Annotated in this window: 13 protein-coding genes; 10 read left to right on the top strand and 3 right to left on the bottom strand. The window is 67.3% G+C overall.

The genetic code is table 11. The features are described from left to right. Positions 1 to 34: 34 nt before the first annotated feature. The 3 genes from HPA01S_RS15850 to HPA01S_RS15840 all read right to left on the bottom strand — a co-directional run bounded on the left by HPA01S_RS15850 (position 35) and on the right by HPA01S_RS15840 (position 1,358). Positions 35 to 343 (bottom strand): urease subunit beta, encoded by a 309-nt coding sequence (locus HPA01S_RS15850; protein WP_066271792.1) that lies wholly within the window; start codon positions 341 to 343, stop codon positions 35 to 37. Positions 344 to 348: 5 nt separating this feature from the next. Further along, positions 349 to 924: a HupE/UreJ family protein gene (locus tag HPA01S_RS15845; RefSeq protein WP_066271737.1), complete on the bottom strand. Its 576-nt coding sequence runs from the start codon at positions 922 to 924 to the stop codon at positions 349 to 351. Positions 925 to 1,055: 131 nt separating this feature from the next. Next, positions 1,056 to 1,358 (bottom strand): urease subunit gamma, encoded by a 303-nt coding sequence (locus HPA01S_RS15840; RefSeq protein ID WP_066271736.1) that lies wholly within the window; start codon positions 1,356 to 1,358, stop codon positions 1,056 to 1,058. A gap of 196 nt (positions 1,359 to 1,554) precedes the next feature. Between HPA01S_RS15840 and HPA01S_RS15835 the strand changes: the two genes are divergently transcribed. The 10 genes from HPA01S_RS15835 to urtD all read left to right on the top strand — a co-directional run bounded on the left by HPA01S_RS15835 (position 1,555) and on the right by urtD (position 16,164). Further along, entirely contained in the window at positions 1,555 to 5,055 is a 3,501-nt protein-coding gene (locus HPA01S_RS15835) for a hybrid sensor histidine kinase/response regulator (protein WP_066271735.1), read from the top strand. Beyond that, the gene (locus tag HPA01S_RS15830; protein WP_066271734.1) at positions 5,039 to 6,037 is read left to right on the top strand and encodes a response regulator transcription factor; all 999 of its coding nucleotides are present in this window, start codon (positions 5,039 to 5,041) and stop codon (positions 6,035 to 6,037) included. Before HPA01S_RS15835 ends, HPA01S_RS15830 begins: the two co-directional genes overlap by 17 nt. 215 nt (positions 6,038 to 6,252) lie before the next feature. Continuing rightward, positions 6,253 to 7,581, top strand: a complete 1,329-nt coding sequence (locus tag HPA01S_RS15825) for a cache domain-containing protein (protein ID WP_066271733.1) — start codon at positions 6,253 to 6,255, stop codon at positions 7,579 to 7,581. A 91-nt stretch (positions 7,582 to 7,672) separates the two neighbouring features. Next, on the top strand, positions 7,673 to 8,302 hold the full coding sequence (locus HPA01S_RS15820) for a response regulator transcription factor (RefSeq protein WP_066271732.1): 630 nt from the start codon (positions 7,673 to 7,675) through the stop codon (positions 8,300 to 8,302). A gap of 295 nt (positions 8,303 to 8,597) precedes the next feature. After that, a complete protein-coding gene (locus HPA01S_RS15815; protein ID WP_066271731.1) occupies positions 8,598 to 10,670 on the top strand; it encodes a carbon starvation CstA family protein in 2,073 nt (690 codons plus the stop codon). A gap of 25 nt (positions 10,671 to 10,695) precedes the next feature. Then, positions 10,696 to 10,890 (top strand): YbdD/YjiX family protein, encoded by a 195-nt coding sequence (locus HPA01S_RS15810; RefSeq protein WP_066271791.1) that lies wholly within the window; start codon positions 10,696 to 10,698, stop codon positions 10,888 to 10,890. Positions 10,891 to 11,059: 169 nt separating this feature from the next. Then, on the top strand, positions 11,060 to 12,346 hold the full coding sequence (gene urtA, locus HPA01S_RS15805) for an urea ABC transporter substrate-binding protein (RefSeq protein WP_066271730.1): 1,287 nt from the start codon (positions 11,060 to 11,062) through the stop codon (positions 12,344 to 12,346). Between the two features lie 226 nt (positions 12,347 to 12,572). Beyond that, positions 12,573 to 14,162 (top strand): urea ABC transporter permease subunit UrtB, encoded by a 1,590-nt coding sequence (gene urtB / locus HPA01S_RS15800; RefSeq protein ID WP_066271790.1) that lies wholly within the window; start codon positions 12,573 to 12,575, stop codon positions 14,160 to 14,162. Beyond that, positions 14,159 to 15,292 (top strand): urea ABC transporter permease subunit UrtC, encoded by a 1,134-nt coding sequence (gene urtC / locus HPA01S_RS15795; RefSeq protein ID WP_066271729.1) that lies wholly within the window; start codon positions 14,159 to 14,161, stop codon positions 15,290 to 15,292. The genes urtB and urtC overlap by 4 nt, the downstream gene beginning before the upstream one ends. After that, positions 15,289 to 16,164: an urea ABC transporter ATP-binding protein UrtD gene (gene urtD, locus HPA01S_RS15790; protein WP_066271728.1), complete on the top strand. Its 876-nt coding sequence runs from the start codon at positions 15,289 to 15,291 to the stop codon at positions 16,162 to 16,164. The genes urtC and urtD overlap by 4 nt, the downstream gene beginning before the upstream one ends. The last annotated feature ends 88 nt before the right edge of the window (positions 16,165 to 16,252 follow it).

Here is a 16,252-nt window from a genome sequence, read left to right as displayed (position 1 = left end):
AGCCGCGAAGCGGCGCGGGGGGGGGCGCTGCCTGTCAGCCGAGCGCGCCTTGCGTCAGGCCGCGAAAACCATACACCAGGCGCTCACCGGCGTAGTCCACCAGTTCCACCGTGCGTTGCTGGCCCGGCTCGAAGCGCACGGCGGTGCCGCTGGCAATGTTCAGGCGCATGCCGCGTGCGGCGGCGCGGTCGAAGTCCAGCGCGCCGTTGGTCTCGGCGAAGTGGTAGTGGGAACCGACCTGGATCGGCCGGTCGGCGCCGTTCTTCACCACCAGGGTGAGCGTGCGGCGGCCGGGGTTGAGCGTGTGCTCGCCTTCGTCGATGAGGAGTTCGCCAGGAATCATGGTGTTCACCCTGCCAGCAGGGACCAGCCCATGTTCAAGCCCATCAGCGCCACCACGCCACCGGCCAGGCGCGGCAACCAGCGGTGGGCGCGCTGGAAGCCCAGGCCGATGGCGATGCCCGCGGCGTGCAGCAGGGCCGTGCCCAACACCATGCCGGCCAGCGCGGTGCCGGCCGCCAGTTCCTGGCCATGCGCGGCGCCGTGGAACAACGCGAACGCGCCCACCAGCACCGCACCCGCGGTCTCGGGCAGCTTCACCTGTGCGGCCAGCAACAGACCCACCACCAGCATGGAGGCGGCGATCATGGGTTCGATGGCCGGGAAGGCCACACCGGCCTGCGCCAGCAGCGCACCTGCCAGCAGCAGGGCCGCGAAGGACAGCGGCGCGAGCCACAGGCGGCGCGTGGTCATGGCGCTCCACACGCCCACCGCCAGCATGGCGGCCAGGTGGTCCAGCCCGGTGATGGGGTGCAGGAAGCCGGTGATGAAACCACCATGGTCGTGGTGCGCCTCACCCACATGGGCGAATGCCGAGAACGACAGGGCCGCGAGGGCAACGGGAATCAGGTGCTTGTATTTCATGTGCTTGTGCTCCAGTTCAAAGATGCGTGTCAGGCGTGAAGTGTCCCATCCAGAGGTGCCGCGGAACCGGCTCCGCCGGGCCGCAGGCACCGCCCCCTTGAGGGGGGCGCGCGCAGTGCGGCGGGGTGCTTTCAAGTAATGGGTTGATGCACCGTCACCAGCTTGGTGCCGTCGGGAAAGCTGGCCTCGACCTGAATGTCCGGGATCATTTCGGGGATGCCTTCCATCACGTCGGCGCGGCCCAGCACGTTGCGGCCTTCGCTCATCAGCTGGGCCACGGTCTTGCCGTCGCGCGCGCCCTCCATCACGGCCGCGCTGATCAGCGCCACCGACTCGGGGTAGTTGAGCTTGAGGCCACGAGCCTTGCGCCGCTCGGCCAGCAAGGCGGCGGTGAAGATCAGCAGCTTGTCTTTTTCTCGGGGAGTCAGTTCCATATCGCTTCGCTTACTTTCGCTTCGCTCAAATCAGCCCGAGCGGCCGGCACGCGGCCGAACCCCGGGGCGTGAGTTCCATGGTGGTGGTGCGAGATCGTTCTTGGGAGGTGGTGGCCCTGAGTGTTCAGGGGCAGGGTGATTCAGCAATTCCCGTGCCCCGCCTCGGGGCGTGGCATGAAAGCTGCGAAATCCCGGTGTGACCCCCCGCCCCGCGACCGACCTTCCCACCCCCACCGCGTCCACGCCTGCACCGGCCGGGCAGGACGCGCCGCAGCGCATCATCAAGGTGCGGCGCGACTACAACAGCTGGGTCGGCAGCGAGACCATGGAAGACTACGCGCTGCGCTACACGCCGCAGCGCTTTCGCAAGTGGAGCGAATGGCGCGTGGCCAACACCGCGTTCGGTGCCGCCTCGTTCCTCATCCTCGAAGCCGTGGGCGCCACCCTGCTGGTGCAATACGGCTTCGTCAACGCCGCGCTGGCGATCCTGTGCACGGGGCTCATCATCTTCCTGGCCGGCCTGCCCATCAGCGTCTACGCCGCCCGGCATGGTGTGGACATGGACCTGCTCACGCGAGGCGCGGGCTTTGGCTACATCGGCTCGACCATCACCTCGCTGATCTACGCCACCTTCACCTTCATCTTCTTTGCGCTCGAAGCGGCGGTGATGGCCTACGCGCTGGAGCTGGTGCTCGACATCCCGCCCGCCTGGGGTTACCTCATCTGCGCGCTGGTGGTCATTCCGCTGGTGACGCACGGGGTATCGGTGATCAGCCGCTTCCAGGTCTGGACCCAGCCGCTCTGGCTGGTGATGATGCTGGTGCCTTTTGCGGCCGTGGCCTGGATGGCGCCCGAGACATTCACCAACGTGGTGCGGTACGCGGGCGAATCTGGTGCGGGCGGTCGGTTTGATTGGCACTTGTTTGGTGCGGCCTTGACGGTGGGCATTGCGCTCATCACGCAGATGGGCGAGCAGGCCGACTACCTGCGCTTCATGCCGGCGAAAGAGCCGGGCAAGGCGTTGCGCTGGTGGGCCGGCGTGCTGGCCGGCGGGCCGGGCTGGGTGCTGCTGGGGGTGCTCAAGATGCTGGGCGGCGCGGTGCTGGCCTACCTGGCCATCAGCCACATGGTGTCACCCGAGCGCGCGGTGGACCCAAACCAGATGTACCTCGCCGCCTACGAGTACGTGTTCAGCGACTACGGCTGGGCGGTGGCGGCCACGGCGCTGTTCGTGGTGGTTTCGCAGCTGAAGATCAACGTCACCAACGCCTACGCGGGCTCGCTGGCCTGGAGCAACTTTTTCTCGCGCATCACGCACAGCCACCCGGGGCGCGTGGTGTGGGTGGTGTTCAACACGCTGATCGCCTTCATGTTGATGGAGATGAACGTGTTCCAGGCGCTGGGCGAGGTGCTGGGCGTGTACTCCAACATCGCCATCGCCTGGATCATGGCGGTGGTGGCCGACCTGGTGATCAACAAGCCGCTGGGCTGGTCGCCCAAGGGCATCGAGTTCAAGCGCGCTTACCTGTACGACATCAACCCGGTCGGCGTGGGCGCGATGGGCCTGGCCTCGGCCCTGTCCATCGCGGCGCACATGGGCCTGATGGGGCCGGGCGCACAGGCCTTCTCGGCGGTGATCGCGATGGTGACGGCGCTGGTCACGGCGCCGGCGATTGCCTGGGCCACACAAGGGCGTTACTACATCGCCAGAAGCGGCGGCGAGACAAGACCAGACGCACCGAGGATCTGGCTCCGCCAGGCCGCCAGTGCGGCCCCCCTTCAGGGGGGTGACGCCGCAGGCGGCGCGGGGGGTGTCACCCAGACCTGCGTGATCTGCGAGCGCGAATACGAAGCGCCCGACATGGCGCACTGCCCGGCCTACCAGGGCCACATCTGTTCGTTGTGCTGCACGCTGGACGCGCGTTGCGGCGACCTGTGCAAGCCGCACGCCCGCCTGTCCGAACAATGGATGGCGGCGCTGCGCCGTGTCTCGCCACGCCGCGCCTGGCCCTTCCTCGAAGCGGGCCTGGCGCACTACCTGTTGCTCATGCTGGTGGTGGCGCCGGTGCTGGCCGCCGTGCTTGGCCTGCTGTACCGGCAGGAGGTTGAAGGCCTGGCCGATGGCCTGGGTGTGGCTGCCAACACCTCGCTGCTCGACGCCGCGCTGCGCTCGGGTTTTCTGCGTGTCTACGCGGTGTTGCTGCTGATCGCCGCCACCGTGGCCTGGTGGCTGGTGCTGGCGCACAAGAGCCGCGAGGTGGCGCAGGAAGAATCGAACCGGCAGACCCGTTTGCTGATGCAGGAAATCGAATCGCACCAGCGCACCGACGAGGCGCTGCAGCAGGCGCGCCGCGCCGCCGAGCAGGCCAACCAGGCCAAGACGCGCTACATCTCCACCATCAGCCACGAGCTGCGCACGCCGCTCAACAGCATCCTGGGTTATGCGCAGCTGTTGCAGGAAGACAGCGGCGTGGCGCCGCACCGCGCGCAGGCGATCCGCGTGATCCACCGCGGCGGTGAACACCTGCTCTCGCTGATCGAAGGCACGCTGGACATCGCGCGCATCGAGTCCGGCAAGCTCGCGCTCGATGTGAAGCCGATGGCGTTCGCCGAAACCATGCGCGAGGTCGCCAGCATGTTCGAACTGCAGGCCGCGGCCAAGGGCCTGCGCTTTGCCTACGACACCGGCAGCCGCCTGCCCGACACCGTGCGCGCCGACGAAAAACGCCTGCGCCAGATTCTCTTCAACCTGCTGGGCAACGCGGTGAAGTTCACCGGCCGTGGCGAAGTGCGGCTGCGTGTGGCGCATGCGCGCGAGATGGCGCAGTTTGAAGTGCACGACACCGGGCCCGGCATGAACCCGCATGAACTCGACCGCGTGTTCGAGCCCTTTGCACGCGGCCAGAGCGAAACCAGCGCACCGGCCACCGGCACCGGCCTGGGCCTGACCATTGCCAAGATGCTGACCGACCTCATGGGCGGCGAGATGACGGTGCGCAGCACGCCGGGCGAGGGCTCGGTGTTCACCGTGCGCCTGTTCCTGCCCGAGCTGCATGGCGTGTTGCTGCCGGCGCCGAATGCGCTGCCGGTGCACACCGGCTACACCGGTGCGCGCCGCCGGGTGCTGGTGGTGGACAACGAAGAGGCCGACCGCGAACTGCTCGCGCGCTGGCTCGCGCCGCTGGGCTTCGAGGTGATGCTGGCCACCAGCGGCCTCGACGGCTGGGAAACCCTGCGCCGCCTGCGCGCTGCGGGCTGGTCTGCACTGCCCATGGCCATCGTCTCGGCCAACGCCTTCGACAAGGGCTTGCCGCTGGACCACGACGGCAATACCGCCGATGCCGAAGCGGGCCAGCAGCACCCGCAGGATTTTTTCGTCAAGCCGGTGCGCCGCGACGACCTGCTCACCTGGCTCGGCGAACAGCTCTCGCTCGAATGGATCACCGAAACGCCGCCCGAACCCGTGGCCGCGCCCACTGCCACTACCGCCGCGCCCGCCACCCGCGCCGAGCTGGAGCCGCTGCTGGAGCTGGTGCGCCTGGGCTACTACAAGGGCATCGTGTTGTGGCTCGACGACTGGGTGCAGCGCCGGCCCGAGCAGGCCGGTTTTGCCCAGGGCCTGCGCACGCTGGCGCGCGAGTTCCGTTTTGAAACCATCGAACAGCAACTGCTGCAACACCATGTCGCACCCGGCTGAAACCCCCATACCCGCGACGGTGCTGCCGCCCACCGACGCCCTGGTGGTGTTGATCGTCGACGATGTGCCCGACAACGTGGCGCCGCTGCACGACGCGCTGGACGAAGCCGGCTACACCGTGCTGGTGGCGCTGGACGGCGAGAGCGCGATCCGCCGCGCCACCCAGGCCCTGCCCGATGTGGTGCTGCTCGACGCGGTGATGCCGGGGCTGGACGGCTTCGAGGTGGCGCGCCGCTTGAAGGCGCAGACGGCCACGGCACACATCCCGATCATCTTCATGACCGGCCTCACCGAAACCGAACACCTGGTGGCCGCGCTCGATGCCGGTGGCGCCGACTACGTGACCAAACCCATCAAGCCGCGCGAGGTGATGGCGCGCATGGGCGTGCACCTGCGCACCGCGCGCCACGTGCGCCAGGGCGCGGTGGAGCGCAGCCAGGCGCGTTACGCGCTCGACGCCTTCGGCTACGCCACCATCACCGTGCGCGAGCGCGACGGCCGTTTGATGTGGCAGACGCCGCTGGCGCGCGACCTGCTGCGCCACCACTGCGGCACCGAGGCGCCGGCCACGCCGCCGGCCGTGCTGCAGTGGCTGCGCCGCCACCTGGGCGATGCGCTGGACCAGCGTGAACCGCCGCGCCTGACGCTGGAGAACGGGCCGCGCCGCCTCACCTTCCGCCTGCACCAGTGCGTGGGCGACGAGGCCAACGGCGAGGGCGGCGACTGGCTGATCGTGATGCAGGAAACCTCGGACGCCAGCGTGCTCTCGGGCCTGGCCGCGGCCTTCGGGCTGACGGCGCGCGAGGCCGAGGTGCTGTACTGGGTGGTCAAGGGCAAGATCAACCGCGACATCGCCGACATCCTCGGCGCTAGCCCCGCCACCGTGAAGAAGCACCTGGAGCGCATCCACGCCAAGATGGGGGTGGAGACGCGCACGGCGGCCGCCGCCATGGCGATCAACCGTGTGTCGTTGTTGGGGTAGCTCCCCCCTGCGCCGCTGCGCGGCTTCCCCCCTCCGTAGTCGAGGGGGGCGGCATCTCGGGCCGGTGCAGCCGGACCCTGGATGCCCCTGGATGGGGGTTGTCTCGTTCGGTGTGGGTCTCGCGCCGGTGGAGTGAACACCCCTGGTCCGCGTTGTCTCATTCGGTGCGGGTTGGCATCAGACGACAATGGCGCTTCGGCGTCTTTCCCTTCCCGATGCGACTGCGAACCAAGATCCTCCTGCTGGCCCTCCTGCCGCTGCTGGCCTCGCTGGTGCTCATTGCGCTGGCGGTGCAGCACCAGGAGCACGACCTTGCCCGGCGTGAGTACGCCATGGTCGAGCGCGCCTACATGGAGGCGCGGCGCACGGAGCTGCACAACTACGTGGTGCTGGCCGCCAGCACCGTGCAGCCGCTGTACGACCGCGGCGGCAACGACCCGGCCGACCGCGAGCAGGCGCTGCGCCTGCTGGCTTCGCTGGACTACGGCCGGGACGGTTATTTCTTCGTCTACGACCTGCAGGGCCGCGTGCTGATGCATTCGCGCCAGCCAGAACTGAACGGCCAGAACCTGTGGGAGATGCGCGACCCGAAGGGCCGGCCCACCATCCAGCGCCTGATTGCGCAGGCGCGCGCCGGCGGTGGTTTTGTCGACTACTACTGGCGCCAGCCCTCCAGCGGCCAGGACACGCCCAAGCTCGGTTACGTGATGGCCTACGAACGCTGGGGCTGGATGATGGGCACCGGCCTCTACCTCGACGGCATCCAGGCCACGCTGGCGCGGCTGGAGGCCGAGGCCAACCGCAACGTGGCCACCACGCTGTTGTGGATTGCCGGCATCGCGGTGTTCGGCATCGCGCTCATCAGCGCCAGCGGCCTGGCGCTGAACCTGAGCGAACACCGGGTGGCCGAGAACAAGCTGCGCCTGTTGGCGCGGCAGGTGCAGCAGTCGCAGGAAGACGAGCGCGCCCACCTCGCGCGCGAGCTGCACGACGGCATCAGCCAGAGCCTGGTGTCGACCAAGCTGCTGGTGGAAACCAGCGTCGACACCGGCGCACCCGAGCCGCTGGCCAAGGCCTTGCAAGGGCTCAACCAGAACCTGGTGGAAATCCGCCGCATCTCGCACCGCCTGCGACCGGCCCTGCTCGACACCCTGGGCCTGCCCGCCGCGCTGGAGCACCTGGGCAGCGAGTTCGAGGAGGCCAGCGGGCTGCCGGTGGCGGTGCGCATCGAAGGCACGGAACATGAGCTGGGTGAAGATGCCAAGACCGCGCTGTTCCGTGTGGCGCAGGAGAGCCTGAACAATGTGCTGAAGCACGCGCAGGCGCAGCGGGTGGAGTTGCTGCTGCGTTTCGAGCCCGACGGGCGCAGCGTCTGCATGAGCGTGACCGACGATGGCCGGGGCTTCGACGACCGGGCGGTGCACCTGCACCCCGAGCGTGGCATCGGCCTGCGCAACATGCGCGAACGCCTGGCCGCCATCGGCGGCCGTTTGTCCATCCATTCGCAGCCCGCCCACGGCACACAGGTGGAAGCCAGCCTATGAAACACCTCCGCCACGCTTCGCGCGATCTCCTCAAGAGGGCGGCGCCAGCGGCCCGGCCAAGCCGCTTCCGCGGCAGTTCTGGAGAGACGCGATGACCCCTCCTTCGTTGATCCGCATCCTGCTGGTGGACGACCACCCCATGGTGCGCGAAGGCCTGCGCGCGCGCCTGTCCAGCCTGGCCCAGCTGGCCGTGGTGGGGGAGGCCGGTGATGCGGCCGAGGCCATGCGCCTGCTGGACCAGACGGCGGTGGACGTGGTGCTGCAGGACGTGGGCCTGAAGGAGGGCAACGGCATCGACCTGGCGCAGGCCATGCTGGCGCGCTGGCCCGGGCTGTGTGTGCTGATGTTCAGCATGTACGACAACCCCGAGTACGTGCAGCGTGCGCTGCAGGCCGGTGCCAGGGGTTATGTGCTGAAGGACGCGCCGGCCGGCGAGATCGTGGCCGCCATCGACGCCGTGGTGGCCGGCGGCACCTACCTCAGCCCCGGCGTGTCGCGCCGGCTGTTCCGCCACCACGCGCCACGCCCGCTGCTGTCACCGCGCGAGAGCCAGATATTGAGCGCGCTCGGCCGCGGCGAGTCCAGCAAGCAGATCGCCAAGGCGCTGGACCTGAGCGTGCGCACGGTGGAGACGCACCGCCAGAGCATCAAGCGCAAGCTGGGGCTGGAAGGGCAGGCGGAGCTCATCAAGTACGCGGTTGAACACGCGCGCTCGATTTGAAGGGCGCCCCCCTGCGCCGCTGACGCGGCTTCCCCCTCCGTGGCGCGCCTTCGGCGCTGCGAGCTTGGGCCGGCGGGGCCGGACCCTTGCTGCCTCTGGTCTGTGTTGCCCCTTTCGTTGCGGGTCGCGTTGCGGCACAGCTTGAAGACCGCATGACACGCGGCTGTTTTTTTTCCTACGTAGTACCACGTGCCATGGCACGCGGTGCAACGGATGCGCCTGTGCGAGCCGCGGCAGATACTGCCCGGCGCACTGTGGCCCGATGGGCGCGGCCACCGCACAAGAGGAGACAAACATGTCTGCAATGGGTCGCCACCTCGGGTGGTTTTTTGTCGCCGTGCTGGGCGCTTTTGCGCTCGCGGCCGTGGCGCTGGGGCGGGGTGAAGCCGTCAGCGCGCTCTGGGTGGTGGTGGCGTCGGTTTGCGTCTACCTGATCGCCTACCGCTACTACAGCCTGTTCCTGGCCACCAAGGTATTCGGTCTGGATGGCACCCGCATGACACCGGCCTGGCGCCACAACGACGGCCTGGACTACGTGCCCACGCACAAGTACGTGCTGTACGGCCACCACTTCGCCGCCATCGCGGGCGCCGGCCCGCTGGTGGGCCCGGTGCTGGCCGCGCAGATGGGCTACCTGCCCGGGCTGCTGTGGATCCTGGCCGGCGTGGTGTTCGCCGGCGCGGTGCAGGACTTCATCGTGCTGTTCATCTCCACGCGGCGCGACGGCCGTTCGCTGGGTGACCTGATCAAGCAGGAACTGGGCTTCGTGCCCGGCGTGATCGCGCTGTTCGGCGCCTTCATGATCATGATCATCATCCTGGCGGTGCTGGCGCTGATCGTCGTCAAGGCCCTGGCCGAATCGCCCTGGGGCACTTTCACCGTGGCGGCCACCATTCCGGTGGCGCTGTTCATGGGGGTCTACCTGCGCTTCATCCGGCCCGGCCGCATCGGCGAGGTGTCGGTGATCGGCTTCGTGCTGCTGATGATGGCCATCATCGGTGGCCAGTGGGTGCACGAGAGCCCGACCTGGGCGCCGCTGTTCACCTACGACGGCAAGGCCCTGACCTGGATGCTGATCGGCTACGGCTTCGTCGCCGCCTCCATCCCCGTGTGGCTGCTGCTGGCACCGCGTGATTACCTCTCCACCTTCCTGAAGATCGGCACCATCGTGGCGCTGGCCATCGGCATCGTGGTGGTCGCGCCGCCGCTGGAAATGCCGGCCTTCACGCAGTTCGCCGCCGGCAACGGCCCGGTCTGGTCGGGCAACCTGTTCCCCTTCCTGTTCATCACCATCGCCTGCGGCGCGGTGTCGGGATTCCACGCGCTGATCTCCTCGGGCACCACGCCCAAGATGCTGGACAACGAAGTCAACGCGCGCTTCATCGGCTACGGCGGCATGCTGGCTGAATCCTTCGTCGCCGTGATGGCGCTAGTGGCCGCGGCCTGTATCGACCCGGGCATCTACTTCGCCATGAACAGCCCGGCTGCGCTGGTCGGCAGCACGCCCGAAGCGGTGGCCGCGACGATCTCCACCTGGGGCTTCGTGATCACGCCCGAGATGCTGGTGCAGACCGCGCAGGACGTGGGTGAGAACACCATCCTGGCGCGCGCCGGTGGCGCGCCCACGCTGGCCGTGGGCATGGCCCACATCCTGCACCAGGTGGTGGGCGGCAAGGCCATGATGGCCTTCTGGTACCACTTCGCCATCCTGTTCGAAGCGCTGTTCATCCTGACCGCGGTGGACGCCGGCACACGCGCCGGCCGCTTCATGCTGCAAGACCTGATGGGCACCTTCGTGCCCGCGCTCAAGCGCACCGACTCGCTGCCCGCCAACCTGATCGCCACCGCTTTGTGTGTGGCGGCCTGGGGTTACTTCCTGTACCAGGGCGTGGTTGATCCGCTGGGCGGCATCAACACGCTGTGGCCGCTGTTCGGCATTGCCAACCAGATGCTGGCCGCCGTGGCGTTGTTGCTGGGCACCGTGGTGCTGTTCAAGATGAAGAAAGACCGCTACGCCTGGGTCACCATCGTGCCGGCCACCGTGCTGCTGGTCTGCACGCTGACGGCCGGCTGGCTGAAGATCTTCTCTGCCGACGTGAAGGTGGGCTTCCTGTCCAACGCCAGCCGCTACGCCGACGCGCTGCAGCAAGGCGTGCTGATCGCCCCGGCCAAGACGCCGGAAGCCATGTCGCGCATCGTCTTCAACAACCGCCTGGACGCCGCCCTGTGCGCGCTGTTCATGTTCGTGGTGATCAGCGTGCTGTTCTACAGCATCAAGAGCATCCGCAAGGCACGCACCGAGCGCAAGCCGACGGTGGCCGAGACGCCCTACGAAGCGCTGCCCGCCGGCGCCAGCGTCGGTGGCTGACACCACCAGCGGCGGCAACGGCGGCTTGCTCGAAGACCTCGGGCGGGCCGGCCGTTACCTCACACAGAGCTTCCGCCTGATGGTCGGCGTGCCCGACTACGGCAGCTATGTGAAACACATGCAGGCCACGCACCCGGACCAGGAGCCGATGAACTACGAGGCATTCTTCCGGGAACGGCAGGCAGCGCGGTATGGCTCGGCGACGGGGCGTTGCTGCTGAAGGTGGCAATGGTGTACGTCCTCCACGGACGTACGCCACCCGGCGTACATACGCCATCAAGGCGCTTCCCTAGCATCCAGTTGTCCGTCGAGCACCGCCTGAAGAAGGCGGGCCGGCGGCGCCAAACACTCCCTCACGGGACCCCTGGAAACACTGGAGAAGCGCCACCATGTCGAACACCCCCAACGCCCGCCGTTTCACCCTCAAGACCCTGGCCGCTGCGGCCACGGTTGCCACGCTCGGTTTCACCGGCCTGAGCGCGCACGCGCAGGAGACCATCAAGGTCGGCGTGCTGCACAGCCTCTCGGGCACCATGGCCATTTCGGAAACCGTGCTCAAGGACACGGTGCTGATGGCCATCGACGAGATCAACGCCAAGGGCGGCGTGCTGGGCAAGAAGCTCGAACCCGTGGTGGTCGACCCGGCCTCCAACTGGCCGCTTTTCGCCGAGAAGACCAAGCAGCTGCTGACGCAGGACAAGGTGGCCGTGATCTTCGGTTGCTGGACTTCGGTGTCGCGCAAGTCGGTGCTGCCTGTGGTGGAAGAGGCCAACGGCCTGCTGTTCTACCCGGTGCAGTACGAAGGCGAAGAGCTGAGCAAGAACGTGTTCTACACCGGTGCCGCGCCCAACCAGCAGGCCATTCCCGCGGTGGAATACCTGATGAGCAAGGACGGCGGTTCGGCCAAGCGCTGGGTGCTGCTGGGCACCGACTACGTGTACCCGCGCACCACCAACAAGATCCTGCGCGCCTTCCTGAAGAGCAAGGGCGTGGCAGACGCCGACATCATGGAGGAGTACACCCCCTTCGGCCATTCGGACTACCAGACCATCATCGCCAACATCAAGAAGTTCGCGTCGGCCGGCAAGAAGACGGCCGTGGTCTCCACCATCAACGGCGACTCCAACGTGCCGTTCTACAAGGAGCTGGGCAACGCCGGCCTGTCGGCCAAGGACGTGCCGGTGGTCGCCTTCTCGGTCGGTGAAGAAGAGTTGCGTGGCGTGGACACCAAGCCGCTGGTGGGCCACCTGGCCGCCTGGAACTACTTCATGAGCATCAAGAGCCCGGCCAACACCGAGTTCGTGAAGAAGTGGAGCGCCTACGCCAAGGCCAAGAACATCCCCGGCCACAAGGACAAGCCGCTGACCAACGACCCGATGGAAGCCACCTACATCGGCATCAACATGTGGGCCCAGGCTGTGGCCAAGGCCAAGTCCACCGACACCGACAAGGTCATCGCCGCCATGGCCGGACAGACCTTCAAGGCGCCGGGTGGTTTCACCAGCACCATGGACAAGGAAAACCACCACCTGCACAAGCCGGTGTTCATCGGTGAAGTGAAGGCCGACGGCCAGTTCAACGTGGTGTGGAAGACGCCGGGCCCGGTGGTCGCCGACCCGTGGAGCGACTACATCGCCGAGAACAAGGGCAAGAAGAACGTGCCGGAGAAAAAGTAACTCCCCCCTGCGCCGCTGACGCGGCTTCCCCCCTCCGTGGCGCGCCTGCAGCGCTTCGAGGGGGGACGGCATCTGGGGCCGGCGGATGCCGTCCCGCGATGCCTCTGGATGGAGGCACTTCGCGCGTTGCGTGTCTTCTTTCTTCCTCCCTCGCCCCTCTGGGGGAGAGGGCTGGGGTGAGGGGCACGCGTGAAGGGGTATTGCCTTGTTGAGGATTGATATGAAGATGCATTGGCTCCGCTGCCTGGGGCTGGGGTTCGCGCTGTGGATGGCCGTGGGTGCGGCCCAGGCGCTCACGCCAGCCGACGCGCTCGCGCTGGTGGATGGCGACACCGACGTGCGCATCGACACCCTGAACCGCCTGGCCGCCACGCCCGATGAGCGCGCCACCGCACTCATCAAGGCCATGGCCGACGAAGCCGTGCGTGTGCAGGGCGAACGCGTGCTCATCGTCGATGGCGACGGTGCCATCGACGCCGTCACCGGCGAGAAGCTCGCGGCGCTGCCCGAAGACGCTGGCGACATCATGATCAACAACCGCCTGCGCAGCGCGATGGACAACGCGCTGGCCGGCATGGAACTGGTGGACGCGCCACCCGCGCGGCAGCGCGAAGCGGCGCTCACGTTGCAGCGCACCGCGTTCGACGAACCTGACACCAGCCAGCTCGCGCTGATCGACAAGGCGCTGGCCGGTGAGCTCGACCCGCGTGCGCGCCAGAGTCTGGAGCTTGCGCGGGCAGCGGTGCTGCTCGCGAGCGAAGACCCGGCGCAGCGGCTTTCCGCAGCCGAGAAACTGGGCGAGGCCAAACAACCCATCGTGCGTCCGCTGCTGCTCGCGCAGATGGAGAAGGAAGAACACGCCAACGTGAAGGCTGCACTGAAGGCCTCGCTCTCCAGCCTGGACACCACGCTCGCCATTGGCAGCGCACTCGGCCAGGCCTTCACCGGCATCAGCCTGGGCAGCATCCTGCTGCTGGCCGCGCTGGGCCTGGCCATCACGTATGGGCTGATGGGCGTGATCAACATGGCGCATGGCGAGCTGATCATGATCGGCGCCTACGCCACCTGGCTGGTGCAGAGCTTCTTCCGCACCTCGCTGCCCGAGTATTTCGACTGGTACCTGCTGGTCGCCATGCCGGTGGCCTTCCTGGCTTCGGGCCTGGTGGGCGCGGCGATGGAGCGCACGGTGATCCGCTTTCTCTATGGCCGCCCGCTGGAAACGCTGCTCGCCACCTGGGGCATCAGCCTGGTGCTGATGCAGGCGGTGCGCAGCCTGTTCGGCGCGCAGAACGTGGGCGTGGAAAACCCGTCGTGGATGAGCGGTGGCATCACCTTGCTCGGCAACCTCAACCTGCCCTGGAACCGCATCATCATCATCGGCTTCGCGCTCGCGGTGCTGCTGGGCGTCACGCTGCTGATTGGCAAGACACGTCTTGGCCTGTTCGTGCGCGGCGTCACGCAGAACCGCCCCATCGCCTCCTGCATGGGCGTGAACACCGCGCGCATCGACACCTACGCCTTCGCGCTCGGCTCGGGCATTGCCGGCCTGGCCGGCTGCGCGCTGAGCCAGATCGGCAACGTCGGCCCCGACCTGGGCCAGAACTACATCGTGGACTCGTTCATGGTGGTGGTGCTCGGCGGTGTGGGCCAGCTCGCCGGCACGGTGTACGCCGCGCTCGGCCTGGGGCTGCTCAACAAGTTCATTGAAGGCTGGGCCGGCGCGGTGCTCGCCAAGATCGCGGTGCTGGTCTTCATCATCGTCTTCATTCAAAAGAGACCTCAAGGCATCTTCGCCATGAAAGGACGTGAGGCATGAGCGCCGCGCCCATCACCCCCGTCGTCCTGCCGTCGCACGGCCCGCTGCTCACCCGCGCTGGCTGGAGCGCCTTCATCGTCGCGCTGCTGGTGGTCTGCGCCGTGGCGCCGCTGCTCAACCTCTTCGTACCCGAAGGCAGCGCCTTCCACCTGAGCGACTACATGGTCGGCCTGCTGGGCAAGATCATGTGTTACGCCATCTGCGCGTTGGCCATGGACCTGATCTGGGGCTACACCGGCATCCTGAGCCTGGGCCACGGCCTGTTCTTCGCGCTCGGCGGTTACGTGATGGGCATGTACCTCATGCGCCAGATCGGCACCGACGGCAACTACAAGAGCGAGCTGCCCGACTTCATGGTGTTCCTCGACTGGAAGGAGCTGCCCTGGCACTGGGCGCTGAGCGACAGCTTCATCGCCACGCTGCTGCTGATCGTGCTCGTGCCCGGCCTGGTCGCTTTCGTGTTCGGCTACTTCGCCTTCCGTTCGCGCATCAAGGGCGTGTACTTCTCCATCATCACGCAGGCGCTCACCTTCGCCGCGCTGCTGCTGTTCTTCCGCAACGAGACCGGCTTTGGCGGCAACAACGGCTTCACGGATTTCAAGCGCATTCTTGATCTGCCGCTGGCCACGCAGCACATGCGCATGACGCTGTTCGTGCTCACCGGCCTCACGCTGCTGGGCTTCTTCCTGTTCGCGCGCTGGCTGGTGGGCAGCAAGTTCGGCCGCGTGCTGCAGGCCGTGCGCGATGCGGAGAGCCGCGTGATGTTCTGTGGCTACAACCCGCTGCCCTACAAGCTCACCATCTGGACCATTTCTGCCGTGATGTGCGGTGTGGCCGGTGCGCTTTACGTGCCGCAGGTCGGCATCATCAACCCGGGTGAGATGAGCACGGCCAACAGCATCGAGATCGCGATCTGGGCGGCGGTGGGTGGGCGCGCCACGCTGATCGGCCCGATCATCGGCGCCTTCATCGTCAACGGCGCCAAGAGCTGGCTCACCGTGACCTTTCCCGAATACTGGCTCTACGTGCTGGGCGCGCTGTTCATCGTCGTCACGCTCTACATGCCGCACGGTGTGGTGGGCCTGGTGAAGAAACTGCGGCCGGCCGCGAAGGAAGGGGGCAAGGCATGACGCCCGACCTGATGGAAGAGGGCGCGAAACGCGCCGAACGTGTGGCGGTGCTCGCCGCTGGCAGCGCCACCGAATCCGGCGGCCGCCAGGCCGGCTTCTCGCGGCCGGTGGTGAGCGGCGAGGTGGACACCACGCACGGCCGCATCCTGTACCTGGAAGACGTGCACGTGAGCTTCGACGGCTTCAAGGCCATCAACGGCCTGAGCCTGGACATCGCACCCGGCGAGCTGCGCTGCATCATCGGCCCCAACGGCGCGGGCAAGACCACGATGATGGACATCATCACCGGCAAGACCCGGCCCGACGCGGGGCAGGTGTACTTCGGCAGCACGATTGATCTGCTGCGTTACCGCGAGGCCGAGATCGCCGCCATGGGCATCGGCCGCAAGTTCCAGAAGCCCACGGTGTTCGAGCACCTGAGCGTGTTCGAGAACCTGGAGCTCGCGCTGGCCACCGACAAGCGCGTGCGCCACTCCATGGTGTTTGCGCTCACCGGCGAGGAGAAGGACCGCCTGGGCGAGGTGCTGCAGACCATCCACCTCGCCGACAGCGCCGCGCGCCTCGCCGGTTTGCTGAGCCATGGGCAGAAGCAATGGCTGGAGATCGGCATGTTGCTGATGCAGGACCCGAAATTGCTGCTGCTCGACGAGCCTGTGGCCGGCATGACCGACGAAGAAACCGAGCGCACGGCGCAGCTGTTCCTGTCTTTGAAAGGCAAACACTCGTTGATGGTGGTGGAGCACGACATGAGCTTCATCCGCACCATTTCGGAGAAGGTGACGGTGTTGTGTGATGGGGCAGTGCTGGCGGAGGGGACGCTGGATCAGGTGCAGGCGGATGAGCGGGTGATTGAGGTGTACCTTGGGCGCTGAGGTTTTCTCTTGCTCCCTCTTCCTCTGGGAGAGGAGTGGGGAGAGGGGCCTGTCTCTTTTGAAGGGGCGTCACTTCTGTCGTGGCGTG

The sequence above is a fragment of the Hydrogenophaga palleronii NBRC 102513 genome (assembly GCF_001571225.1).
GTDB classification, from domain to species: Bacteria; Pseudomonadota; Gammaproteobacteria; order Burkholderiales; family Burkholderiaceae_C; genus Hydrogenophaga; species Hydrogenophaga palleronii.
Note: the sequence above shows the minus strand (reverse complement) of the source record. Positions and strands in the feature narration are given on the sequence as shown.